Origin of the sequence: Isoptericola sp. b408, from assembly GCF_030588085.1 — a bacterium.
In the GTDB taxonomy this organism is placed as follows: domain Bacteria; phylum Actinomycetota; class Actinomycetes; order Actinomycetales; family Cellulomonadaceae; genus Isoptericola; species Isoptericola sediminis.
In genome coordinates this window covers 524,860-546,831 of record NZ_JAUQYQ010000001.1, presented here as the reverse complement: position 1 = coordinate 546,831, position 21,972 = coordinate 524,860, and the positions used below count along the sequence as shown (strand labels likewise).

The 21,972-nt window shown below is 72.5% G+C and carries 22 protein-coding genes and 2 pseudogenes; 11 read left to right on the top strand and 13 right to left on the bottom strand.

Features of this window, described 5'->3' with window-relative positions:
* Positions 1-3 precede the first annotated feature (3 nt).
* Positions 4-594 carry an RNase H family protein gene (locus Q6347_RS02470; RefSeq protein ID WP_304606590.1) on the top strand — a complete coding sequence of 197 codons (591 nt, stop codon included), beginning with the start codon at positions 4-6 and terminating at the stop codon, positions 592-594.
* Positions 595-622: 28 nt separating this feature from the next.
* Here the strand turns inward: Q6347_RS02470 and Q6347_RS02465 are convergent, their stop codons facing one another.
* A complete protein-coding gene (locus Q6347_RS02465) occupies positions 623-2,098 on the bottom strand; it encodes a flotillin family protein (protein ID WP_171247178.1) in 1,476 nt (491 codons plus the stop codon).
* An 82-nt stretch (positions 2,099-2,180) separates the two neighbouring features.
* Positions 2,181-2,651, bottom strand: a complete 471-nt coding sequence (locus tag Q6347_RS02460; RefSeq protein ID WP_304602805.1) for an NfeD family protein — start codon at positions 2,649-2,651, stop codon at positions 2,181-2,183.
* Between the two features lie 96 nt (positions 2,652-2,747).
* On the opposite strand from Q6347_RS02460, the gene Q6347_RS02455 reads away from it, so the two are divergent.
* Positions 2,748-3,380 (top strand): histidine phosphatase family protein, encoded by a 633-nt coding sequence (locus Q6347_RS02455; protein WP_304602806.1) that lies wholly within the window; start codon positions 2,748-2,750, stop codon positions 3,378-3,380.
* Here the strand turns inward: Q6347_RS02455 and Q6347_RS02450 are convergent.
* From Q6347_RS02450 to Q6347_RS02440, 3 genes and pseudogenes are all read right to left on the bottom strand, one after another.
* Positions 3,377-4,248: pseudogene (locus Q6347_RS02450) on the bottom strand (integrase core domain-containing protein); the annotation flags it as partial. The gene Q6347_RS02455 and the pseudogene Q6347_RS02450 overlap by 4 nt on opposite strands.
* A 33-nt stretch (positions 4,249-4,281) precedes the next feature.
* Positions 4,282-4,629, bottom strand: coding sequence for a hypothetical protein (locus tag Q6347_RS02445; RefSeq protein ID WP_304606589.1), 348 nt, complete (start codon positions 4,627-4,629; stop codon positions 4,282-4,284).
* Between the two features lie 155 nt (positions 4,630-4,784).
* A complete protein-coding gene (locus Q6347_RS02440; protein WP_304602808.1) occupies positions 4,785-5,333 on the bottom strand; it encodes a hypothetical protein in 549 nt (182 codons plus the stop codon).
* 514 nt (positions 5,334-5,847) lie between these two features.
* Between Q6347_RS02440 and Q6347_RS02435 the strand changes: the two genes are divergently transcribed.
* On the top strand, positions 5,848-6,405 hold the full coding sequence (locus Q6347_RS02435) for a recombinase family protein (protein WP_304602809.1): 558 nt from the start codon (positions 5,848-5,850) through the stop codon (positions 6,403-6,405).
* 42 nt (positions 6,406-6,447) lie between these two features.
* Positions 6,448-6,561: pseudogene (locus Q6347_RS02430) on the top strand (IS481 family transposase); the annotation flags it as partial.
* Positions 6,562-6,605: 44 nt separating this feature from the next.
* Here Q6347_RS02430 and idi read toward each other — a convergent pair.
* The 3 genes from idi to Q6347_RS02415 are packed head-to-tail and all read right to left on the bottom strand — an operon-like array spanning position 6,606 to position 9,206.
* On the bottom strand, positions 6,606-7,202 hold the full coding sequence (gene idi / locus Q6347_RS02425; protein ID WP_304606588.1) for an isopentenyl-diphosphate Delta-isomerase: 597 nt from the start codon (positions 7,200-7,202) through the stop codon (positions 6,606-6,608).
* Positions 7,199-7,864: an MOSC domain-containing protein gene (locus tag Q6347_RS02420; RefSeq protein ID WP_304606587.1), complete on the bottom strand. Its 666-nt coding sequence runs from the start codon at positions 7,862-7,864 to the stop codon at positions 7,199-7,201. The genes idi and Q6347_RS02420 overlap by 4 nt, the downstream gene beginning before the upstream one ends.
* Positions 7,857-9,206: an amino acid permease gene (locus Q6347_RS02415; RefSeq protein WP_369810810.1), complete on the bottom strand. Its 1,350-nt coding sequence runs from the start codon at positions 9,204-9,206 to the stop codon at positions 7,857-7,859. Before Q6347_RS02415 ends, Q6347_RS02420 begins: the two co-directional genes overlap by 8 nt.
* 175 nt (positions 9,207-9,381) lie before the next feature.
* Between Q6347_RS02415 and Q6347_RS02410 the strand changes: the two genes are divergently transcribed.
* On the top strand, positions 9,382-10,170 hold the full coding sequence (locus Q6347_RS02410) for an SDR family oxidoreductase (protein WP_304602813.1): 789 nt from the start codon (positions 9,382-9,384) through the stop codon (positions 10,168-10,170).
* Between the two features lie 48 nt (positions 10,171-10,218).
* On the opposite strand, the gene Q6347_RS02405 is transcribed toward Q6347_RS02410, so the two are convergent.
* The 3 genes from Q6347_RS02405 to Q6347_RS02395 are packed head-to-tail and all read right to left on the bottom strand — an operon-like array spanning position 10,219 to position 13,612.
* Positions 10,219-11,883: an ABC transporter permease gene (locus tag Q6347_RS02405; RefSeq protein WP_304606585.1), complete on the bottom strand. Its 1,665-nt coding sequence runs from the start codon at positions 11,881-11,883 to the stop codon at positions 10,219-10,221.
* Positions 11,880-12,887 carry an ABC transporter ATP-binding protein gene (locus Q6347_RS02400; RefSeq protein ID WP_304602815.1) on the bottom strand — a complete coding sequence of 336 codons (1,008 nt, stop codon included), beginning with the start codon at positions 12,885-12,887 and terminating at the stop codon, positions 11,880-11,882. The genes Q6347_RS02405 and Q6347_RS02400 overlap by 4 nt, the downstream gene beginning before the upstream one ends.
* Complete coding sequence (locus Q6347_RS02395; protein ID WP_304606584.1) at positions 12,884-13,612, bottom strand: TetR/AcrR family transcriptional regulator; 729 nt, start codon at positions 13,610-13,612, stop codon at positions 12,884-12,886. The genes Q6347_RS02400 and Q6347_RS02395 overlap by 4 nt, the downstream gene beginning before the upstream one ends.
* 108 nt (positions 13,613-13,720) lie before the next feature.
* Here Q6347_RS02395 and arsB point away from each other — a divergent pair, with 108 nt between their 5' ends.
* From arsB to Q6347_RS02365, 6 genes are read left to right on the top strand one after another with little or no spacing between them, the layout of a single operon-like run.
* Complete coding sequence (arsB, locus tag Q6347_RS02390) at positions 13,721-14,854, top strand: ACR3 family arsenite efflux transporter (protein ID WP_304606583.1); 1,134 nt, start codon at positions 13,721-13,723, stop codon at positions 14,852-14,854.
* The gene (locus Q6347_RS02385) at positions 14,851-15,921 is read left to right on the top strand and encodes a metalloregulator ArsR/SmtB family transcription factor (RefSeq protein WP_304606582.1); all 1,071 of its coding nucleotides are present in this window, start codon (positions 14,851-14,853) and stop codon (positions 15,919-15,921) included. Before arsB ends, Q6347_RS02385 begins: the two co-directional genes overlap by 4 nt.
* 14 nt (positions 15,922-15,935) lie before the next feature.
* Positions 15,936-16,349, top strand: coding sequence for an arsenate reductase ArsC (locus Q6347_RS02380; protein WP_304602819.1), 414 nt, complete (start codon positions 15,936-15,938; stop codon positions 16,347-16,349).
* Positions 16,346-18,046 carry an FAD-dependent oxidoreductase gene (locus tag Q6347_RS02375; RefSeq protein WP_304606581.1) on the top strand — a complete coding sequence of 567 codons (1,701 nt, stop codon included), beginning with the start codon at positions 16,346-16,348 and terminating at the stop codon, positions 18,044-18,046. The genes Q6347_RS02380 and Q6347_RS02375 overlap by 4 nt, the downstream gene beginning before the upstream one ends.
* Before the next feature lie 37 nt (positions 18,047-18,083).
* Complete coding sequence (locus tag Q6347_RS02370) at positions 18,084-19,361, top strand: APC family permease (RefSeq protein WP_304606580.1); 1,278 nt, start codon at positions 18,084-18,086, stop codon at positions 19,359-19,361.
* A gap of 29 nt (positions 19,362-19,390) precedes the next feature.
* On the top strand, positions 19,391-20,107 hold the full coding sequence (locus Q6347_RS02365) for a cation diffusion facilitator family transporter (RefSeq protein ID WP_304606579.1): 717 nt from the start codon (positions 19,391-19,393) through the stop codon (positions 20,105-20,107).
* 100 nt (positions 20,108-20,207) lie between these two features.
* Here Q6347_RS02365 and Q6347_RS02360 read toward each other — a convergent pair whose 3' ends face one another.
* The gene (locus Q6347_RS02360) at positions 20,208-20,519 is read right to left on the bottom strand and encodes a hypothetical protein (RefSeq protein WP_171246162.1); all 312 of its coding nucleotides are present in this window, start codon (positions 20,517-20,519) and stop codon (positions 20,208-20,210) included.
* A 68-nt stretch (positions 20,520-20,587) separates the two neighbouring features.
* On the bottom strand, positions 20,588-21,946 hold the full coding sequence (locus Q6347_RS02355; protein ID WP_304606578.1) for an FAD-dependent oxidoreductase: 1,359 nt from the start codon (positions 21,944-21,946) through the stop codon (positions 20,588-20,590).
* Positions 21,947-21,972 lie beyond the last annotated feature (26 nt).

Sequence of the window (21,972 nt, the reverse complement as noted above, 5' to 3'; positions counted from 1 at the left end):
GGCGTGATCATTGTCAGCACCGACGGCTCCTGCCCGACCGACGGCGACGCGATCGGCTGGGCATGGGTCGCCCATGGCTCCGGCCGTTTCGACTCCGGCGGGGACGCGCACGGCACGACGCGGGTCGCCGAGCTGACCGCGCTGCGCCGGGCCGTCGAGGCCCACCCCGGCGACGAACCCCTGTTCGTCGAGTCGGGTTCCCAGTGGGCGTTCCGGTGCGCCTCCGAGTGGCTGGAGACGTGGAAGGCGCACGACTGGCGCACCGCCGCCGGCGAGGAGGTGCCGCACCGCGAGTCCGTGCAGGCCCTGGACGAGGCGATCTCGGAGCGGACCGGTCCGGTCCGGTTCCGGTGGGCCCGCGGCCACGTCGAGAGCCCGTTCACGGCACGCGCCCGCGAGCTGGCCGAGCTGGCCGCGAACGACTGGGCCGCCGGACGCGGCGACCTCGACGGGCTCCTGCTCGACGACGCCGCGGGGCGCGAGACCCCGGAGGCGCCGGCGGGCGGCCCCGAGCCCGAGCCGGTCGGTGCCCGCCGTTCCCCGACGACGCCGACGAGCGGCCCGGGCTGGGAGCTCGACACCCTCTTCGACTGAGGGCGCCGAGCCCTTCGGCAACGGCCGGTCAGTGGCCGTTGGCCACCGACCGGTCGTCGGCGACCGACCGGTCCGAGCCGGCTCCCTGCTTCTGCGCCAACCCGGTCAGCAGCTGGTTGATGTCGATCCCGGTCAGCTCCTTGACGACGGCCTGACCCTCGCCGAGCACGCTGCTCACGTTCTTGGTCACGGCGGACGCCCCGTCCGTGGAGATCACGGTCATGCCCTGGATCGAGGCCATCGGCTCCGCCGCGGCCCGCACGATCTCGGGCAGCCGCTCGATGAGCTCCTGCACCAGCGCCGCCTCGCCGTACTTCTTCAGCGCCTCGGCCTTGGCGTCGGTCGCGGCGGCCTCGGCACGGCCCTCCGCCTCCGTGGCGGCGGCACGGGCCTCACCCTCGGCCCGGATACCGGCCGCGTGCGCGACCTGCCGGTCGCGGTCGGCCTCACCGGCACGACGCACGGCCTCGGCGGCCGCCTCGGCGTCCTGGATGGCGGCCTTCTTGTTCGCCTCGGCCACGGTGGTGCGCCGGAACGCCTCGGCCTCGGTGGCCGCGTTGTGCGAGTCACGGCGCGCGTTGGCCTCCTGCACCTCGGCGTACGCCTTGGCCTCGGCCGGCTTGCGCACCTCGATGTCGAGACGCTCCTGCTCGACGCGGGCCTTCTCCGAGAGCGCCTCGCGCTCCTGCAGCGCGACGAGCCGGTCCTGCTCGGCCCGCGCGAGCTGCCCGGCCGCCTCGGCCTCGGCCTGGGCCTTGTCCGTGTCGGCCTTGATGGCGGCCTTCTTCAGGTCGAGCGCCTTCTGCCGCTCGGCGATCTGCTCGGCCGCCTCGATGACGGCGAACTCGGAGGCGCGGCGCGCCTCGGCCTCGGACACCTCGGCCACCTGCAGGGCCCGGGCGGACTCGGCACGTCCGAGGTTCGAGAGGTAGTCGGACCCGGGCGTCGAGATGTCGGAGATGTTGAGGATGTCGACCTGCAGACCCTGCTCGGCCAGGTCCCGCTTGGTCGACTCCACGACCCGGTCCGACAGCCCCTTGCGGTCGGAGATGATCTCCTCGATCGACATGTCGCCGACGATGGAGCGCAGCGACCCCTCGAGGGACTCGGCGATGATCTCGGTGAGCAGCCCCTGCTGGGACAGGAACCGCTGCGCCGCACGGCGCACGCCCTCCTCGTCGCCGCGCACCTTGAAGTTGATGGACGCCTTGATGGCGATCTTGATGCGGTTCGAGTCGACGCCCTCGACGGTGATCCCGATCTGGCGCTGCTCGAGGGAGATCGGGAAGCCCTGCTGCAGGACGGGCCAGACGAACGTCCGGCCGCCGATGACGACCTTCTGCCCGGCCATGTCCTTGCGGCCGGCTCCGCGGCCGACGATGACGAGCGCCTGGTTCGGGGGGACGCGGCGGATCCGTTGGGCGACGAAGACGCCGATGGCGAGGAACGCGAGGACGACGGCCGCGACGGCGATCGTGGTCACGAGGTTGGCAGAGCTGTCCATGGTTGCGCGCCGGAGCGCGACTCCTCTCGGGGGATGACGGTCGGCGTGCCGGGTCGACACGGCCGGGGCATGGGCCCCGGCGTCAGTCCTCGGGCCGGTAGGGGCCGACGCGCACGCTGTGGGGCTGGTGCTCGAGGACGACCACGCGGGTCCCGGAGGCGATGGGCTCCGTCGACCACGCCAGACGTCGTTCGAGCTCGCTCACCGCATCGAGGGCGACCTCGCCGGAGGACTGGGTGATGTCCGTCGTCGCGGTGCCCTGCACGCCCACGAGGTCGACGTGCGCGTTGTCCTCGGTGGCGCTGAGCCGCCGGATCAGGAGCTGGGCGACGAGCACCGCCAGCAGGCCCACGGCCAGCGAGGCGACGTACGCGATCCACGGGGCCCAGCCGTTCACGGTCACGACGGCGCCGACGGCACCGAAGACGACGGCACCCACCCCCAGGGAGGTTCCGGAGACGGCGCCGTCACCGAGGTCCACGACCTCCCCGACGACGAGCGAGACGAGGAGCAGGACGAGACCGGCGACACCGATCAGCGCGAAGACGAGCACGGACGCCCTCCAGGACGCAGATGTGGCAAACGTGTGAAGAGTGCCACAAATCACCCTCCGGGCGCGACCCCCGGCCCGATCCGGGACGATCGAGGCATGAACGCTCCTGCGGCGAGCCCGTCCCGCCTCGTGCTCCTGCGCCACGGCGACACCGAGTGGGCGCTGGCCGGGCGGCACACCGGGCGCACCGACGTCCCGCTGACCCGCGACGGCGAACGGCAGGCACGGGCGGCCGGGCAACGGCTCGCCGGCCTCGAGCCGGTCGCCGTGCACTGCTCGCCGCTCCAGCGGGCCCACCGCACGGCCGAGCTGGCGGGGTTCGGCGACGCCGTCACGGACCCCGACCTCGCCGAGTGGGACTACGGCCCCGTGGAGGGGCTCACCTCGGCCGAGGTCGGCGGGGCACTGGGCCGCCCGTACGAGATCTTCCGCGACGGCGTCGACCTCCCGGCGCTCCGGGAGCCCGGTGGCGGCGGCCCGAGCGGGGAGTCCCTGGCCGACGTCCGGGTGCGCACCGACCGGTTCCTGCGTCGCGTCCGCCCGGCGCTCGCGAACGGCGGGACCGTGCTGGTCGTGGCGCACGGCCATCTGCTGCGCGTGCTGGCCACCTCGTGGCTGGGGGTGGAGGCGGGGTTCGGCGTCCACCTGGAGCTCGGCTGCGCCGCGGTCAGCGAGCTCGGGAGCTCGCACGGGCGGCCCACCATCGCGTCGTGGAACCTCGTGGGCTAGCTGTACTGACCTGACAGGTTGGTCAATCGGGTGCTGCGTGGCCGGTTCCCGCAGGCGGTGTGGGGTCGGTGGTTGTACTGGGTGGATCCATGCTGCCAGGGCGTCTAGTCGTTCGGTCTCTGAGGTGTTGCAGCGGGCGTAGCCCAACCCGTCGGCCAGGTGCGATGGAAGGTTTCGATCTTGCGGTTGATCTGGGGGCGGCGGGGCCCGGTCCGGGAGTGCTTGATCTTGAGGTCGGCGCGGGTGTCGCGCCACAGGTGGGAGACGTAGGCCGAGTCGTTGTCCGACAGGATGCCGTGGCCCGGCGCGGCACCCCGGTCGCGGTCACGGCGGTCTCGTCGTCGTGCACCTCGGCGTAGGCGACCCAGGAGTGGTCGCCAATGACGGTGTCCACGAACGCGTAGCCCATCTTGGGGTAGTGGTGCTTGTTCCTGGGCTTGCCCGCGGTGGCGGCCCGGTTCCGGTCGCCCCGCGGGCGGCCCAAGAATCGCCACCCGCCGCCGTCGGGGATGTTGCCGGGCTTCTTGACGTCCACGTACAGCATCGCGCCGGGATGGTCGTGCTCGCAGCGACGCACCGGCTCACCGGTCGTGCGGTCAACGTGCTAGAGCCGGTTGAGGCGGCACCGAGTCAGGACCCGATGCGCGTTCGAGGGTGCCACGCCCGTCAACGCCGCATGCTGGACCGGTCCCAGGCGCTTGCGAAGCCGCAGCGACACGATTCGCCGTGTGGTGGCCGGGTCGGTCCTGGCCGGCATCCGGCGCTGGCGCGAGGACCGGTCGCTCATGGGCCCGTCCGCCGCATACTGGTTGGCCCACCGCTTGACGGTGGGCCACGAGCACTGGAACCGGGCCGCGACCTCGGCGAGTAGAGGTGTTCTACCGAGAGGGTAAGTCTGCTGTCAATTCGCTGGCGAGTCGTCGTGGTGGCCTGGATCGTCAAGGAAGTCAACGATCCGGGGATCGTACTCTGTCGCCACCGTTCCTTCCGGCGATCCGTAGGTCACCGAAACTCCTGGCCGGTTGAGCACCACGTCTTGGACTTCATTCATTCCCTGTGCTGCTGGACGGACAGAAGCGGACGTGCTCTTTCCAGAGACCCTGCGCCGGACAAGGCCATAGACGACGATGCCTGGAAGAGTCAAGGAAACGATCCAGCCGCCGAGGGGGTTCTTGGTCGATATCAAGTAGAGCAAGAGTGCCATCAACGCTGTGAGCGATCCGACGACTGCAAGTCGTTTGAGTGTCATGATTATCACCGCCGTTACCTACCTGCTCAGGTTAGCGGAAATTTAGAATGCGCGCAATGCGGCAGCTCGAAAGTGCCTTACACGGCCCCTGGGGCACCCAAACCGTGCCAGGCGCCCCAGGAGCCGTGGTCGAACCACTAGAATTCTGCCCGGCCTCAGACCCACCACCCAACTTGCTGCGTGAGACCCAGTGAGGCTGCGCGCACCGATGGGTTCCCGATAACATTGCCCCACGGCACGGAAACCCCAGTGTAATGGAACTTGCGGCAACCCAGGTCCCACATTTTCTTAACTGGGTAGCCGCTGCGATCGAAGTAGTAGCCCCTTCCCTTCATGCAAGTAGTTTCATACTTGCTCCCGGTGCCCCAGTAGTACCTTTGCTCGTAGCCTCGGTGCCCCCAGATCACTACACTGCAGATATCTTCGACGCCGAAGTAACCATAGCTACCGGCGTACACCGTTCCTGAGCAGCCAGCCGCAACCGCCGCCGCCTCCATGGTCTCGGCCGCCGTAAGGTTCTGGCCCTCCACCGGCCTGCCATCGGGATAGTAGATAATGTCACCCGGGGAGTACGAGGGGTCAATGTAGGAGTCGGCTCGCTGCATCTTTCCAGGCAGAGAAAGGATGACCTCCTTGGAGGCGTTGGGGTTGGCTTTGGCGATAGGCAGGTTCATCCAGTCGTCGTTACCGCGGTCGGTCGACATATCCCTATCCGCGGATGCTGGGGCGGAGATCGTGAGTGCCAACAATCCGGCCAGCACGGCGGTCAGAAGTGGACGCAGGGAGCGCATTGCTTGGTATCCAATCAGATTGGGGTTTGATGCGCTCGAGAGACTACTTGACATGCCTCTCTGTGCCGTCATGCCTCGGATGGCGCGTTGCAGGCAGAATAGTTTGACCCTTCGCTTCGCGCGAGGGCCGCCCTCTTTCTAGCACTCCTTTCTGCTGGCGTTCTGGCTGGTCACAGGCGTACGCGCCATATTGTCCGTCTACGCAGCCTTTCGCTCGCAGCATTGCCCTCCAGGGTGCACCAGGCCACCCCCTGAAAGAGATCGTTATCATTCCGTTATGTGTTGCGCCAATAACGACCGTTTGTGACGAACCATCATTGCCGTCACCTGATCGGCCTGGTTGCAGGGGAGCGCCTCGGTCAAAGACCCATGTCAGCAAGTGCGGCGATCGGAACCCCTCAGACGGGTTTTCGATAGCGTTCTCGGTATGGCGATGACGTTCGGCTACGCGCGGGTCTCCACCGCGGGACAGACACTCGACTCCCAGCTCGACCAACTCGTGGCTGCCAACGTCGACCGTCAGAAGATCAAGGTAGAGGCCGCCTCCGGCGCCCGCGACGACCGCCCTGTCCTTACCGAGCTCATCGAGCATCTCCAAGAGGGCGACACGATCGTGGTGACGAAGTTGGACCGTCTGGGTCGTTCGGTGGGCCATCTGATTGACCTCACGACCCGACTCGATGCAAGAGGTGTCGCTCTTCGGTCGCTGTCTGAACAGATCAATACCTCAACTGTTGCAGGTCGGGTCATGGTGCACATGCTGGCTGTGCTGGCGCAGATGGGGCGCAATCTGATCCGCGAAAGCACCGTCGCGGGCCTCGCGGCCGCCCGTGCTCGCGGGCGCACGGGGGGGCGTCCCACAGTCATGACGCCTGACCGCTGCGAGGCGGCTGCCTCGCTTCTCGCTGACGGACATTCAGCGGCTGCCGTAGCCAGGGCGCTGGGAGTCTCCGAGTCCACTATCCGCCGCTACGTCAAACGATGAAGCCCGGGCCCCAGGCTGTCACCTAGCCGTGCAGCAGTCCCACGAGCCTCGCTGGCAGCATGGATCCACCAGTACAAGAACCACCGACCCCACACCGCTCGCGGGAACCGGCCACCCATCACCCGATTGACCAACCTGTCAGGTCAGTACAGCTAGGTGGACACCGAGCGACCCGCAACAGGTGGGTCCGGCGTCAGGCGTCAGGCGAGACCGAGCGCCCCGGCCAGCACCCGCGCACCCGGGGTCCGCTCGTCCGCCCGCACCGCCGCGATCGCCTCGAGCTGCCACCCCATCCACGGGCTGAAAGCCCACGGCGTCGCCTGGACCGCCGCACGGACCTCGTGCGCCGGCGCCCACACGTGCTCGGAGACCTCGTCCGGGTTCGGCGTCAGGTCCCCGTCGACGCGGGCGACGTACACCGGGCAGATCTCGTGCTCGACCACGCCCGAGGCGTCCACGGCGCGGTAGCGGAACTCGGGCAGCACCACGTCGACGCCGGTGACGGTGGCACCGAGCTCGTGCTCGGCGTGCCGGACGATCGAGTCCTCCACCGCCTCCGTCCAGCGCAGGTGCCCGCAGAACGAGTTGGTCCACACCCCCGGCCAGGTGCGCTTGACCAGGGCGCGCCGCGTGATCAGAAGGTTGTCGGCGCCGTCGAGCAGGTAGCACGAGAACGCCAGGTGCAGGGGCGTGTCGGTGGTGTGGACCTCGGCCCGTGGGAACGTGCCGGTCCGCTCGCCGGCGTCGTCGCACAGGACGACGTGGTCGGCGGTGGTGGGGACGTGCGTGGTGCTCATCGGTTCATCGCCTTCGTCATCCGGGTGTCCATGTCCTCGCTCGGTCGGAGCTCGCCGTCGTCGGCCGCCCGGCGCAGCGCGCTGGCCAGGCGGGCCGCCTCCGCGAAACCCTCGGGGCCAGCGTTCCAGGCGCCGAACCAGTCGGCGACCGACACACCGTGCGTCGGCCGTGACGCGACCTCCACGGCGTCGCCGGCGCCGAGCTCGCCGGTCACCACCACCCGCAGGTACGCCCCGGTGCGGTTCGCCTCGGTGAACCGTCGCACCCAGCGCTCCGGCGACCCCAGGCGGCGGGCGAAGGTGGCGCAGGGGGTGCGCGGCTGCGTCACCTCGAGCACGGCCGACCCGACGTGCCACCGCTCGCCGATCAGCGCACCGCCCACGTCCAGGCCGCGGGTGCGCAGGTTCTCGCCGAACAGTCCCGGGGTCACCTCGCGGCCCAGCTCCTCGGCCCAGTAGCGGGCGTCCTCCTCGGCGTAGGCGTAGACCGCCTGCTCCGGTCCGCCGTGGTGCACCCGGTCCGCCTGGACGTCGGCGTACAGGCCGTGGGTGCCGGCCTTCACCCGCCCGGCGACCGCGCGCTTGTCGATCGCGGTGACGCCGACGGTGCCCGCGTCCGGCAGGAGCTGGTGCACGCGACACACCGCGACGAGTTCAGCCATGGACGTCATGCTGCCACTGTTCCGCACCGCCGCGGGCACGACGTCGCCACCCGAGGAGCCCGTACGCCGCGAGGATGACGGCCACGAGCCCGGCGGTGGCGACGAGCTGGGCGCGTGCCGCGTCGTCGGACAGCATGAGCGCGGCCAGGGCGACGAGCGCGGCCAGGGTGAGCCAGGTCAGCCACGGGAAGGCCCACATCTTCAGCCGCATCGGCACCCCCGTGCGGCGCGCCTCGGCCTCCAGACGCGGCCGCAGCCGCAGCTGGGACACGGCGATGAGCAGCCAGACCACGAACAGGGCGGAGCCGACGGCGTTGAGCAGGACGGACAGCAACGTCTCCGGGAGCACCCGGTTCAGCACGACCGCGACGACGCCGAAGAACACCGACACCGCCACCGCCACCCACGGCACGTCGCGCCGAGAGATGCGGGTCGCCACCGCCGGCGCGTCACGTCGCTCCCCGAGGGAGAACAGCATGCGCGAGGTGCCGTACACCTGGGCGTTGAACGCGCTCAGCAGCGCCAGGACGACCACGACCTCCATGAGCCGCGCGGCTCCGTCGAACCCGGCGAGCTGCAGGACCGCCACGAACGGCGAGGTGAGGGCGTCGGCGTCGTCCCACGGCACCAGCGCGACGATGATCGCCACGGACCCGAGGTAGAAGACCAGGATGCGCCACAGGATCGTGCGGGTGGCGCGGGCGACGGCGTCGCGCGGGTCGCGGGCCTCGGCCGCGGCGATCGCGACGATCTCGATCCCGCCGAACGCGAACGCGACGGCGAGCAGGCCGGCGGCGATCCCCGGCACGCCGGCCGGCGCGAAGCCGCCGTGCGCCGCCCAGTCGCCGAGCACGCTGCCCGCCACGGGGATCACGCCGACGACGACGAGCAGGCCGACACCCAGGAAGGCCACGATGGCGGCGACCTTGACCAGGGCGAACCAGAACTCGGCCTCGCCGAACTGCCGCACCCCGATGAGGTTGATCCCGCCGAAGACGGCGACGACGACGCCCGCGACCACCCACTGCGGGACGGCGGGCCACCAGGCGGTGGCGATCTCGGCGACGCCGGTGACCTCCACGCCGAGGACCATGATGAGCATGAACCAGTAGAGCCACCCGAGCAGGAAGCCGGCCCAGCGTCCGAGCGCCACCTCGGCGTACACGGAGAACGACCCGGAGGCGGGCAGGGCGGACGCCATCTCGGCGAGCATGCGCATGACGGCCACGACGATCGCCCCGGCGATCGCGTAGCTGATCAGCACCGCCGGGCCCGCCGTCGCGATCGCCTCGCCGGAGCCCAGGAACAGCCCGGCCCCGATCGCGGAGCCGAGCCCCATCATCGTCAGGTGCCGGGGCCGCAGACCGTGGGCGAGGGGTTCCGCGGGGGCCGTGACGGCCTCGTCGGGGCCGTCGCCGGATGTCGTCGTCACCGGGTCACGCTAGCCCGCCCTCCGGGCCGGCGCCGAAACCCGGCCTACAGTGGCGACGTCCGTCCCTCGACCCCTGGAGCGCTCCATGACCCTCGACCTGCACGGATCGTCCGCCGTCGTGACCGGCGCGAGCTCCGGCATCGGCGCCGTCGTCGCGGCGCGGCTCGCGGCCCGAGGAGCCGACCTCGTGCTGGTCGCCCGCCGCACGGACCGCCTCGAGGAGCTCGCGGCCCGGCTGCGCGCGGAGCACGGCGTCGCGGTCGACGTCGTGCCCGCCGACCTCACCACCCCGGACGGTGTCACCGAGGTCGTCAAGGCCGCCCGCGCCGCCGACCGTCCCGTCGGCACCCTGGTCAACAACGCCGGGTTCGGCACGCACGGCCCCTTCGTCGAGGAGGACCCGCAGCGCGTCGACGACGAGGTCGCCCTCAACGTGACGGCGCTGACGAACCTCACCCGCGCGCTGCTGCCTGACCTGCTCGCCCACGGCTCCGGCGCGGTCGTCAACGTGGCCAGCACCGCGGCGTTCCAGCCGCTGCCGCGGATGGCCGTCTACGGCGCGACCAAGGCCTACGTCCTCAGCTTCACCGAGGCGCTGTCGGTCGAGCTGCGGGGGACGGGCGTCCACGCGATCGCGCTCTGCCCGGGTGCGACGCGCACGGAGTTCTTCGACGTCGTCGGGTCCGAGGAGCCGGCGGTGGGCCGCTTCCAGACGGCCGACCAGGTCGCCGACACGCTGTTCCGGGCGCTGGACCGCCGTCGGCCTCCCGCGACCGTGGTGTCCGGCCGGGCGAACGCCCTGGCGGGCGCCCTGGTCGGCGTGCTGCCCCGCCGGCTGGCGCTCGCGGCGGTCTCCCGCGTGACGGGCGGCTGACGGCCGACCGCCGGAGCCCGCACGGTCCGTACCGCGCGGGCCCGGCGGTCAGCCCGTGGCGAGGTCGCGGCGCCGGAAGCCCACGAACCCGAGCACCGTGAGCACCACGGCGACACCCCACAGCAGCGCGAGGTCGCCGGCGTACGACTCCTCGGAGAACACCTCCGGCACCCCGTCGAACGGCGAGACCCGGTAGACCCAGTCCGGCAGGTCGAGGACCTGGCCGAACATCCCGACGACGAACGTGTAGGCCACCAGCGCCCAGCCGAGCCCCGTCAGCCGCGGCACCCAGCCGTACAGCGCGACGACGAGCCCGAGGAACACCGCGAGCGCCGGCAGGTGGGTCCACACGACCACGCTGTAGTCGCCGAACCCCTGGTCTTCCCACCCGGCGATCGCGGCACCGGCCCACAGCCCGTAGACGCTGACGGCCAGCAGCACCGCCGTGCCGAACCCGGCGACGGCGAGCTGCGCCCCGAGCCAGCGGTGCCGGGACACGGGGTGGGAGAAGACGACCTCGGCACGGCCCGAGGACTCCTCGACCTTGGGACGCTGGGCCATGACGACGGCGTACGCGGCGCAGCAGACGGCGGCGTACAGCACGAGCACGCTGATGAACCCGACGGCGAGCTGGGACGGGTCGTCGCCGAACAGCTGGGCCAGCACCGGGTTGTCGACGACCATGTCGCCGATCATGTCGCCGATGCCCGGCAGCATGGTGCCGGAGGCGAACCACATCAGCCCGAGCCCGAGGCAGCTCCACAGCAGGGCCCAGCGCTGCTGCAGCCAGGCCATCGCCAGGGGTCCGCGCAGCGTGACGGCGGCGTCGGGCCGGCCGGCGCGGGTCTCGACGAGGCTCCCGCCGAAGTCCCGGCGGGAGGCGAGCACCGCCGCCAGCACGAGGAGGGCGACGATCGCGACGACGCTCAGCGCGACGGGCCACCAGCGCAGGTCGACGAAGGCACGCATCTGCTGGGCCCAGGCGATCGGCGAGAACCAGGACAGGGTGGACCCGCCGAGCTCGCGGATGTCCCCGACGGCCCGGACGACGAACGCGACGGCGAAGACGGCCAGGCTCACCCCGGTCGCGGTGCGGGCGTGACCGACCACCTGGCACCCGACGAGCGCGACGGCGCCGAACACGAGCGCGCTGAGCCCGGAACCGATCGTCATGGCGAACGAGTCCGCCACGGCGAGGTCGCCCACGGCCACCATGGCCAGTGCCGACAGCACGGCGATGACCGCCTGCACGAGCACGAGGGTGATCATCGCGGCCACGGCCGGGGCGTGCCGCCCGACGACGGCGGCCCGCACGAGCTCGGAGCGGTTCGACTCCTCCTCGGCGCGGGTGTGGCGCACCACGTGCAGGATCGACAGGATCGCGAGCGCGAGCACCATCCACGTGATGCCCTCGTTCGACATGGCGACCCCGGTCGAGTAGTCGTCCAGGCCGTACCCGGGGCCGCCCATGACGATGCCGGCGGGCGTCTCCATCAGGGCGGCCCGCCCCTGCATCGCGGCGGGGTCGTCGAAGAACAGGTTCAGGGCGAACGTGAAGTAGGTGTAGAAGAACACGACCGAGGCCGTCCACACGGTCAGGCGCACCCGGTCCTGGCGCAGCATGAAGCGCACGAGCGCGCCGGTGCCGGTCAGGGTGGCCCCGCGGGCGGGCTCGGCGGTCCGGACGGCGGGCGGGGCGACGGCGGTGCTCATCGTGCTCCCGCCTCGCTCGTCGTCGGGGCGGCCGCGTGCCGCCCCGGGGCGTTCCCGGTCCCGTCGGTCGACTCGCCGTCGGCGGACACGTCGTCGCCGTAGTGCCGCAGGAACAGCTCCTCCAGCGACGGCGGCGCGGCGGTGAAGGAGCGCACGTCGAGGCCGGAGAGCGCGGTGAGCACGCTGCCCATGGCCGTGTTGTCGACGTCGAAGGAGATCCGCGTCCCCTCGAGGTCGTCGTGGGTCTGCAGGTCGTGCACCCCGTCCAGGGCGGTCACCCGCGCCGGGTCGCCCGCCACCACGGCCGTCACGCTGGACCGGGTCAGGTGGCGCAGCTCGTCGAGGGTGCCGGACTCGACCGCGCGTCCGGCGCGGATGATCGTCACGGTGTCGCAGACCTTCTCGACCTCGGACAGGATGTGGCTGCTCAGGAGCACCGAGGTGCCCTGCGCCGCGGCCTCGCGCACGCGCTCGGTGAACACCGCCTCCATGAGCGGGTCGAGGCCGGCGGTGGGCTCGTCGAGGATGAGCAGCGGCACCTCGGTCGCGAAGGCGGCCACGAGGGCGACCTTCTGCCGGTTGCCCTTGGAGTACGTGCGGGCCTTCTTGGAGGGGTCGAGCTCGAAGGCCTCCAGCAGCTCGGCCTTGCGCCGCGGGTCGGGGCGTCCGCGCAGCCGGGAGAGGAAGTCGATGGCTTCCCCGCCGGTCAGGTGGGGCCACAGCGTCACGTCGCCGGGGACGTAGGCGAGGCGGCGGTGCAGCTCCACGGCGTCGCGCCAGGGGTCGGCACCGAACAGCCGCGCGGAGCCGGCCGTCGCGCGCAGGAGCCCGAGCAGCACGCGGATGGTGGTGGACTTCCCGGAGCCGTTGGGCCCGAGGAACCCGGCCACCTCCCCCTCGGCGACGGACAGGTCGAGTCCGTCCAGGGCGCGGGTGGGGCCGAAGTGCTTGTGCAGGTCGTGGATCTCGATGGGGAGCGCGCCGGCGCTCGGGGTGCTGGTCATGGTTCCTCGTTCGTGGTCTCGGGGGCGGGTGCGTCGTCGGACTCGCCGCCCGTCGGAGGGTCGGAGACGTAGAGCAGGTAGTCGTCGAGCATGCGACGGCTGGTGAGGAAGCCCTGGGCGTAGAGCTCGATCATCGGCAGGTAGTGCTCGGCCAGGAAGGTGCGCACGGTGGCCCCGACGTCCTCCGGGTCCTCCGGCGGGTTCAGGGTGAGGGCGAGCGAGAGGGTGCCCAGCGAGGACAGCGTGAGGTACCGGACCCGGGCGTCCTCGTCGACGCTGGGCTTGGCGATCCCGGCGGCCACGGCCTCGCGGGTGTAGACGCGGGCGTCCTCGATCATGTGCTCCACGAACGCCCGGGCGACGTCGCCGCCCGCCTGCAGGGAGCGCACCACGTAGCCGAGCAGGGGCGCGTACTCGTCGACCTCGGCGAGCACTTGCAGGAGCTGTCCGCCGGTGGCCCGGCCCATGTTCTGCCGCTTGGACTCGACGATCCCGGCCAGCACGTGCTCGTCGCAGGCGGCGTGCAGCGCGTCCTTGGAGCCGAAGTGGTGGATCACCAGCGCCGGGCTCACCCCCGCGTCCGCGGCGATGGTGCGCACCGACGTGCCGAACCCGGACCGCGCGAACCGCAGCACGGCCGCGTCCCGGATGCGGTCCCGGGTCGACCCGGGCGGACCGGCCGAGGACGGGCCCGGATCGGCGTCGGCGGCGAGGGCTGAACTCATGTTCACCAGATTAAACACGTGTTCAGCCTGCCCACAAGGGATGACGGCGGATGCGCTTGATTCGAAGTTCGTCTATATTGACAGGAGTCGAATCAGCTAGGAGACGTCGTGCCCCTCACCTCGGCGGACACCCCGGTCCGCGCCCGCCTGTCCACCCTCGACCGCTGGCTGCCGCTGTGGATCGGCCTGGCGATGGTGGTCGGCCTGGCGCTGGGACGGTTCGTCCCCGTGCTCGGCGACGCCCTCGAGGCGATGGAGGTCGGCGGTATCTCCCTGCCCATCGCGCTCGGGCTGCTGGTGATGATGTATCCGGTGCTCGCCAAGGTCCGGTACGACCGGGTCGCCGCCGTCACCGGGGACAAGGCCCTGCTCGTCAGCTCGCTGGTGCTCAACTGGCTCGTCGGGCCGGCGCTGATGTTCGCCCTCGCGTGGATCTTCCTGCCCGACCTGCCCGCGTACCGCACCGGGCTGATCATCGTGGGGCTCGCCCGCTGCATCGCCATGGTCGTCATCTGGAACGACCTGGCCTGCGGCGACCGCGAGGCCGCGGCCGTGCTCGTCGCGGTCAACTCGGTCTTCCAGGTCGTGATGTTCTCGGTGCTCGGGTACTTCTACCTCACGGTGCTGCCCGGGTGGTTGGGCCTGGACACCGCGGGCCTGGACGTCTCGATCGGGCAGATCGCCCTGAACGTGCTGGTCTTCCTCGGCATCCCGCTCGCGGCCGGCTTCGCCTCCCGGGCGATCGGCGAGCGCACCCGGGGGCTCGACTGGTACGAGGAGCGGTTCGTCCCGCGCGTCGGCCCGTGGGCCCTGTACGGCCTGCTGTTCACGATCGTGCTGCTGTTCGCCCTGCAGGGTGAGCAGATCAGCGACCACCCGGGCGACGTCGCCCGGATCGCGCTGCCGCTGCTGGCGTACTTCGCGATCATGTGGGGCCTCGGCATGATCGCCGGCAGGGCCCTCGACCTGGGCTACGCCCGCACCACGACGCTCGCGTTCACCGCGGCCGGCAACAACTTCGAGCTCGCCATCGCCGTCGCCGTCGCGACCTTCGGCGCCACGTCCGGCGAGGCGCTCGCCGGCGTCGTCGGGCCGCTCATCGAGGTCCCCGTCCTCGTGGGCCTCGTCTACGTCACCCTGTGGGCCGGACGCCGCTGGTTCGGCGTCGACCCGCTCGCGGCTCCCGGCGGCACCGAGGCCGCCGTGGAGACCGCGTCCTCGGACACGGAGGTCCGCGCATGACCGTCGCACCGTCACCCGACCAGTCCCCCGGCGGATCCGCCGACCAGACCACCGGACCGGCACCCGTGCCCGCCGACGGCCGCGCCCTCGGCCCCGACGTGGCCGTCTCGGTCGCGGGGGTGCTCAAGGCGCTCGCCGACCCGCTGCGCCTGCGCATGCTGTCCGCCATCGCCACCGCCCCGGGCGGCGAGGCCCACGTGGGCGACCTCGCCGCGCTGGCCGAGGTCTCCCAGCCCACCGTCTCCCACCACCTCAAGGTGCTGCGCGACGTCGGCGTGCTGAGCGCCGACCGGCGCGGCACCTCGGTGTTCTACCGGGTGGCCCCGGTGTACCGCACCGCCGTGACCACGCTGCTGGACCGGTTCGCCCCCGCCGTCGCGGACTCCGGACGGGTCGCCACACCGGAGGACCCCGGCGCCGGGCGGTGGACCGAGCTCCACGGCCTGGCCGACGTCGACCGCGAGCTCGGCCGGCTCGCCGAGTCGTTGGCGGCCCGTATCCCGGGCACCACCGAGGACGAGGCGCTGCGGGTCGTGCGCGAGTCGTACACCGCCCTGGCCCGCCGCGGCGGCATCCCCGTCCACCTCGTCGCGCTCACCGAGCACTTCGCCCGCCAGCGCCTCGCGGACGCCGCCAAGAACCGCACGGTCGAGGCCCCCGGGCCCGCCACCGACCACCCGCCGCAGGTGCTGTTCGTCTGCGTCGGCAACGCCGGCCGCTCCCAGCTGGCCGCGGCGCTGCTGGCCCGCAGCGCCGGGGACCGGGTGGTGGTCCGTTCGGCCGGGTCGGTGCCTGCCGGCGACGTGCACGACGTCGTCCGCCCGGTGCTGGAGGACCTCGGCGCGCCCGACGACGTCTTCTTCCCCAAGCCGCTGACCGACGACGCCGTGCGCGCCGCCGACGTGGTCGTCACCATGGGCTGCGGGGACTCCGTCCCCGTGCTGCCCGGCAAGCGGTACGAGGACTGGGTCGTCGGGGATCCCGCGCTCGCCTCCCCGGCGGGCGTCCGGGCCATCCGCGACGAGCTCGACGCCCGCGTCCACCGCCTCATCGACACCCTTCTCTGAGAGGAACGTCCGACATGCCCACCCCCTCCGTGCTGTTCGTCTGCGTCCACAACGCCGGCCGCTCCCAGATGGCCGCCGGGTTCCTGCGCGCGCTCGGCGGCGACGCCGTCGAGGTCCGCTCCGCCGGGTCCGCCCCGAAGGACTCGATCAACCCCGTCGCCGTCGAGGCGATGCTGGAGCAGGGCGTCGACCTCCGCGCCGAGCAGCCCAAGGTGCTCACCGACGACGCGGTGCAGGCCTCCGACGTCGTCATCACCATGGGCTGCGGCGACGCCTGCCCCATCTACCCCGGCAAGCGCTACGAGGACTGGCAGCTCGACGACCCGGCCGGCCAGGGCATCGACGCCGTGCGCCCGATCCGCGACGAGATCGAGCGCCGGGTGCGGGAGCTGCTCGCCTCGCTCGACGTCGAGGTGGTCGCCCGATGAGCGACGGGCCGAAGATCGTCGTCGTCGGGTCCGTCGCCGCCGGCACCACGGCCGCCGCCAAGGCCCGGCGCGGGTCGGAGGACGCCGAGATCGTCGTCTACGAGCGCGACCGGGACATCTCCTACTCGGGCTGCGGGCTGCCGTTCTACCTCGGCGGCGTCGTGGAGAGCATGGACGATCTCACCCCGCGCGACCCCTCGTGGTTCGCGCAGCGCTACGCGATCGACGTGCGCACCGGCCACGAGGTCACCGACGTCGACGCCAGGTCCCGCACGATCACCGTCCAGGACCTGGCCACCGGCGAGACGTTCACCGACGGCTACGACGAGCTCGTCCTCGCCACCGGTGTCTCCCCCGTCGTGCCGCCGCTGCCCGGCGTGGACGCCGACGGCGTGTTCACGCTGCGCAACCCGTCCGACGCCCGGGCGATCCGGCAGTGGATCGAGTCCCGCGGCGTCGAGCGGGCGGTGGTCGTCGGCGCCGGGTACATCGGGCTGGAGGCCGCCGAGCAGCTCACCGAGCGCGGTCTGCAGGTCACCGTGGTCGAGCAGGAGCCGCACGCGATGCCCTCCCTGGACGCCGACGTCGCCGACCGCGTCGACGACGAGCTGCGCGACCACGGCGTCGAGCTGCTCACCAGGGCGCGGGTGACCGCGATCGAGACGGCCGACGACGGCGCGGCCCGGGCCGTCGTCGTCGCGGCGGACGAGGACGGGAAGGACCGGACCGTGCCGGCCGGGCTGGTGATCGTCGCGGTCGGGGTCCGGCCGAACCTCGAGCTGGCGGAGGCCGCCGGGGTGCGCGTCGGGGAGACCGGCGCGATCGCCGTCGATCGCCGCGGCCGGACCTCGGTGGAGCACGTGTGGGCCGTCGGGGACGTCGCCGAGAGCTTCGACCTCATCACCGGCGAGCCGGTCTGGGTGCCGCTCGGGTCGACGGCCAACAAGATGGGCCGCATCACCGGTGACGTGCTCACCGGCGGGGACCTGGAGCACCGCGGGATCCTCGGGACGTCGATCGTGCGCGTCTTCGACCTCGCCGTGGCGCAGACCGGGCTCTCGGAGGACCGCGCCCGCGCCGCCGGGTTCGACCCGGTCGTCGTGCACAACATCAAACCCGACCGGCCCGAGTACCTCGGCGGCCAGGAGATGCTGATCAAGGCCGTCGCGGACCGCGTCACCGGGCGGCTGCTCGGTGCCCAGATCGTCGGACCGTCGGGTGTGGACAAGCGCGTCGACGTGCTCGCCACCGCCATCAGCTTCGGGGCGCGGGCCGAGGACCTGTTCCACCTCGACCTCGCCTACGCCCCGCCGTTCTCCACCACCAAGGACCCGGTGCACTACACGGGCATGGCGCTGGACGGCGCCGTCAGCGGGCGGGCCGGGCTCGTCTCGTCCGCCGAGCTGGACCGCCGGCGTGACGCGGGCGGCAGCCTCCAGGTGGTCGACCTGCGCTCCGCGAAGGATCGCGAGCGCTCGTCCGTCGACGGCTCCGTGCACATCCCGTTGGCCGAGCTGCGGGCCCGGGCCGCCGAGCTCGACGCGGCAGTGCCCACGATCGTCTACTGCAACAAGGGCGTCACCGCCAACGCCGGGCAGAACGTGCTGCGCAACCGCGGGTTCGCCGACGTCGCGAACCTGTCGGGCGGCAACACGACCTACCAGCGCCACCTGCGCGGCCGCGGCCTGGCAGGATGAGCGCGCACCACAGGACCCCACCCGAAGGAACCGCTCCGTGACCCGGCTCGCCCGCCGCCTCGGCACGAAGGACGCCGTCGCGATCGGACTCGGATCCATGATCGGCGCCGGTGTCTTCGCCGCGTTCGCCCCGGCCGCCCGCGCCGTGCTGCCCGCCGGCACGGGCTGGGCGCTGCTCGGGGCCCTGGCCCTGGCCGCCCTCGTGGCGTACGCCAACGCGACCAGCTCGGCCCAGCTCGCCGCCCAGTACCCGGTGGCCGGCGGCACGTACGTCTACGGCCGCGAACGCCTCGGCGAGTGGTGGGGCTACCTGGCCGGGTGGGGGTTCGTCGTCGGCAAGACGGCGAGCTGCGCGGCCATGGCGTTGACCTTCGCCGCCTACGCCGCCCCGCCCGGCTGGGAGCGCCCGGTCGCGGCCGTGGCGGTGGTCGCGCTGGCCGCGGTGAACTACCGGGGCGTGACCCGCACGGCCCGGCTGACGCGCTGGATCGTCGCCCTCGTGCTGCTCGTGCTGGCGACCTGGACCGCCGTGGTGTGGTCGGGCGCGGCCGCCCCGTCGCTCGGGACCGGCGCCGTCACCCCGACGGACGGCGGCTGGGCGGTGGCCTACGGGGTCCTGCAGGCCGCGGGTCTGCTGTTCTTCGCCTTCGCCGGGTACGCGCGCATCGCCACGATGGGCGAGGAGGTGCGCGACCCGCGCCGCACGATCCCGCGGGCGGTGCTGCTGGCGCTCGGTGGTGCCGTCGTGGTGTACACGGTGGTGGCCCTCACGCTGCTCGGGTCCCTGGGGCTGGACGGCATCGCCGGCACGACGACGCCGCTGGCCGCCGCGGTCGACGGCTCACCGTGGGCCGGGGTGGTCGTGCGGGTCGGGGCGGCGGCCGCCTCGCTGGGCGCGCTGCTGGCGCTCGTGGCCGGCATCGGGCGGACGTCGTTGGCGATGGCGCGCGAGGGCGACCTGCCTCGCTGGCTGTCGGCGGTGCACCCCCGCTTCGGGGTGCCGCACCGGGCCGAGGTGGCGCTGGCCGTGGTCGTCGTGACGCTCGTGCTGACCGTCGACCTGCGCGGGGCGATCGGGTTCTCCAGCGTCGGTGTGCTGCTGTACTACGCGGTCGCCAACGCCAGTGCCTGGACGCAGACCCCCGAGCACCGGCTGTACCCGCGCGTGCAGCAGGGGTTCGGCCTGGTCGCGTGCCTCGTGCTCGTGGTGACGCTGCCCGTCGGGGCGGTGCTGACCGGGGCCGGCGTGTTCGCCGTGGGGGTGCTCGTCCGGTGGGTCCGGCAGCGGCGGTCCCGCACGGGCTCGACGTCCTAGGACCGGCAGGGGTCGATACCGTGGGAGGGATGACGTCCCTCGGCACCCACCCCCGCCCGCTCGCTGCCGCCCGTCGCGCCGTGCTCGAACGCCGGGTGCGCTGGATCGTCACCGCGACGATCACCTACAACGTCGTCGAAGCCGTGGTGGCCCTCACCGCCGGCCACCTGGCCTCCTCGGCGGCCCTGGTCGGGTTCGGGCTCGACTCGGTCGTCGAGGTGCTCTCCGCCGCCGCGGTGGCCTGGCAGTTCGCCGCCCCCGACCCGCACCGGCGCGAACGGGTGGCGCTGCGCCTGATCGCGTTCTCGTTCTTCGGGCTGGCCGCGTTCGTCACCGTCGAGGCCGTGCGCACCCTGCTCGGGGCGGTCGAACCCGACCACTCGACCGTCGGTATCGCGCTCGCCGCCGTCAGCCTCGCCGTCATGCCGCTGCTGTCCTGGTTCGAACGCCGCACGGGCCGGGAGCTCGGATCGGCCTCCGCCGTCTCCGACTCGAAGCAGACCCTGATCTGCAGCTACCTCTCGGCCGTGCTGCTCGTCGGCCTGGTGCTCAACGCGACCCTCGGCTGGACGTGGGCCGACCCGGTGGCGGCGCTCGTCATCGCCGGGTTCGCCGTCCGCGAGGGCCTCGAGGCGTGGCTTGGGGACGCCTGCTGCACCCCGGTCGCGGCGATGGTCGGCCACGAGGACGGGGACCACGCCGGCGACTGCCGCGGCGGCGACGACTGCTGCGACGCCAGCTCCTGACCCGACCCCACTGCGCGAGTCAGCACGACACCGCGCGAGTCAGGACAGTTCTTCGCGAGTCAGGACAGTTCTTCGCGAGTCAGGACCGGTCGGCGACGAGTCAGCGCCGGGCCCGGCTGGCGCCGAACGGCCCGCCGAACACGAACGAGATCCCCAGCACGTAGCCGAAGTCGTACCAGTTGCCGCTGTTGTGGACCTCGTAGATCGAGACGGTGTCGGTGAACAGCGACACCACGAAGGTGACCGGCAGGATCATGCCCTGCCAGAGCCCGTACCAGAACCCGGCCGGGTCCTCGGCGCCGGCGGGGGCGGTGTCGAGCGCGGGGTTCGCGCCGGCCGCGCAGGCCGAGAGCAGGGTGAGCACGAGGACGACGGCGGCGGCCGTCACCAGACGGCGGGAGCGGCTGGTCATGCGTCCAGCGTGGCACCGGGTGCGGGCCATCGCGCGACGGCGGCGGCGCGCACCCGGTGCCGACGAACCTACCGCGGCGCCGACGACAGCGCGACCGGCCGGGGTCCCGGCTCCGCCGTCGTCCCGCAGCAGCCGTCGCCGCCGTCCGGCTCCGCCAGGTCCGTCGAGCAGACCCCCGTGGTCGGCAGCTCCAGGTGGACGGCGTCGGCGGCCGCCCGGTCCCCCGCCAGTGCCGCGGCGATGGACCGGACCTGCTCGTACCCGGTGGCGAGCAGGAACGTCGGCGCCCGGCCGTACGACTTCATCCCGGCCAGGTAGAAGCCGGCGTCGGGGTGGCTGAGCACGGACTCGCCGTGCGGTTCGACGGACCCGCACGAGTGCAGGTTCGGGTCGATGAGCGGGGCGAGCCGGGACGGCGCCTCGACGACGGGGTCGAGGTCGAGGCGGATCTCGCGCAGGAGGTCGAGGTCGGGCCGGAACCCGGTGGCCCCGACGACCTGGTGGACGGCGAGGTCGAGCGAACCGTCGACCCCGGCACGGCGTCCGGTCCCGCGCACGCGGACGACGTCACCGTCGGGCACGAGCTCGTCGACCGCGGCGCGGGTGATCAGCTCGAGGCGGCCGGCCTCGACGGCGTCGCGCAGCCGGCTGCCGAGCAACCCGCGGGCCGGGAGCTGGTCGTCGGCACCACCGCCGAACAGCCGGCGCGCCGAGCCCCCGCGGATGGCCCAGGTGACGCGGGTGCCGGCCACCTCGTCCGCCAGCGTCGTCAGGGCGAGCAAGGTGTTGGCGGCCGAGTGCCCCGTCCCCACGACCAGGGTGTGCCGGCCGGCGAACCGGTCCCGGTCGGCGCCGAGGACGTCCGGCAGGGGCCCCGTGACGAAGGTCCGCGCCGCCTCCTCGCCCACCGCGGGGATGCCGTGCGCACCGACGGGGTTGGGGCGGGTCCAGGTGCCGGAGGCGTCGACGACGGCCCGGGCGAGCACGTCCCGGGTGCTGCCGTCGGCCCCGACGGTCCGCACGCGGTAGGCACGGCGCTCACGTCCCAGGGAACGGGTGCGGTCGGCCCCGTCGCGGACGACGGCGGTGACCCGGGTGCCGTACGCGATGCGGTCGCGCAGGGCGTCGGTGGCGGCCAGCGGCTCGAGGTAGTCGTGGACGAGGTCCGCGCCCGTGGGGAGCGCCTCGGGGTCCGGCTCCTGCCACGTGCCGGTGGCCTCGAGCAGACGGCGGGAGGCCGGGTCGACGCAGTACCGCCAGGGCGAGAACAGTCGCACGTGCCCCCACTGGGCCACCGCCGCGCCGGGGCCCTCACCGGCCTCCAGCACGAGCGGGTCGAGCCCGCGTTCGAGCAGGTGCGCCGCGGCCGCGAGCCCGGTCGGGCCTGCGCCGATCACCACGACCGGGTACTCCGTCGTCGTTCCCATGACTGCCTCCATATCGATACTTGTCG

Bases quoted from the DNA above. Each gene is read 5' to 3' on its own strand.
- Q6347_RS02465 (WP_171247178.1), bottom strand. From the start codon at position 2,098: ATGGACAGCTCTGCCAACCTCGTGACCACGATCGCCGTCGCGGCCGTC.
- Q6347_RS02455 (WP_304602806.1), top strand. From the start codon at position 2,748: ATGAACGCTCCTGCGGCGAGCCCGTCCCGCCTCGTGCTCCTGCGCCAC.
- Q6347_RS02445 (WP_304606589.1), bottom strand. From the start codon at position 4,629: ATGACACTCAAACGACTTGCAGTCGTCGGATCGCTCACAGCGTTGATG.
- Q6347_RS02440 (WP_304602808.1), bottom strand. From the start codon at position 5,333: ATGTCGACCGACCGCGGTAACGACGACTGGATGAACCTGCCTATCGCC.
- Q6347_RS02435 (WP_304602809.1), top strand. From the start codon at position 5,848: ATGGCGATGACGTTCGGCTACGCGCGGGTCTCCACCGCGGGACAGACA.
- idi (WP_304606588.1), bottom strand. From the start codon at position 7,202: ATGAGCACCACGCACGTCCCCACCACCGCCGACCACGTCGTCCTGTGC.
- Q6347_RS02420 (WP_304606587.1), bottom strand. From the start codon at position 7,864: ATGGCTGAACTCGTCGCGGTGTGTCGCGTGCACCAGCTCCTGCCGGAC.
- Q6347_RS02415 (WP_369810810.1), bottom strand. From the start codon at position 9,206: ATGATGGGGCTCGGCTCCGCGATCGGGGCCGGGCTGTTCCTGGGCTCC.
- Q6347_RS02410 (WP_304602813.1), top strand. From the start codon at position 9,382: ATGACCCTCGACCTGCACGGATCGTCCGCCGTCGTGACCGGCGCGAGC.
- Q6347_RS02405 (WP_304606585.1), bottom strand. From the start codon at position 11,883: ATGAGCACCGCCGTCGCCCCGCCCGCCGTCCGGACCGCCGAGCCCGCC.
- Q6347_RS02400 (WP_304602815.1), bottom strand. From the start codon at position 12,887: ATGACCAGCACCCCGAGCGCCGGCGCGCTCCCCATCGAGATCCACGAC.
- Q6347_RS02395 (WP_304606584.1), bottom strand. From the start codon at position 13,612: ATGAGTTCAGCCCTCGCCGCCGACGCCGATCCGGGCCCGTCCTCGGCC.
- Q6347_RS02385 (WP_304606582.1), top strand. From the start codon at position 14,851: ATGACCGTCGCACCGTCACCCGACCAGTCCCCCGGCGGATCCGCCGAC.
- Q6347_RS02380 (WP_304602819.1), top strand. From the start codon at position 15,936: ATGCCCACCCCCTCCGTGCTGTTCGTCTGCGTCCACAACGCCGGCCGC.
- Q6347_RS02375 (WP_304606581.1), top strand. From the start codon at position 16,346: ATGAGCGACGGGCCGAAGATCGTCGTCGTCGGGTCCGTCGCCGCCGGC.
- Q6347_RS02365 (WP_304606579.1), top strand. From the start codon at position 19,391: ATGACGTCCCTCGGCACCCACCCCCGCCCGCTCGCTGCCGCCCGTCGC.
- Q6347_RS02360 (WP_171246162.1), bottom strand. From the start codon at position 20,519: ATGACCAGCCGCTCCCGCCGTCTGGTGACGGCCGCCGCCGTCGTCCTC.
- Q6347_RS02355 (WP_304606578.1), bottom strand. From the start codon at position 21,946: ATGGGAACGACGACGGAGTACCCGGTCGTGGTGATCGGCGCAGGCCCG.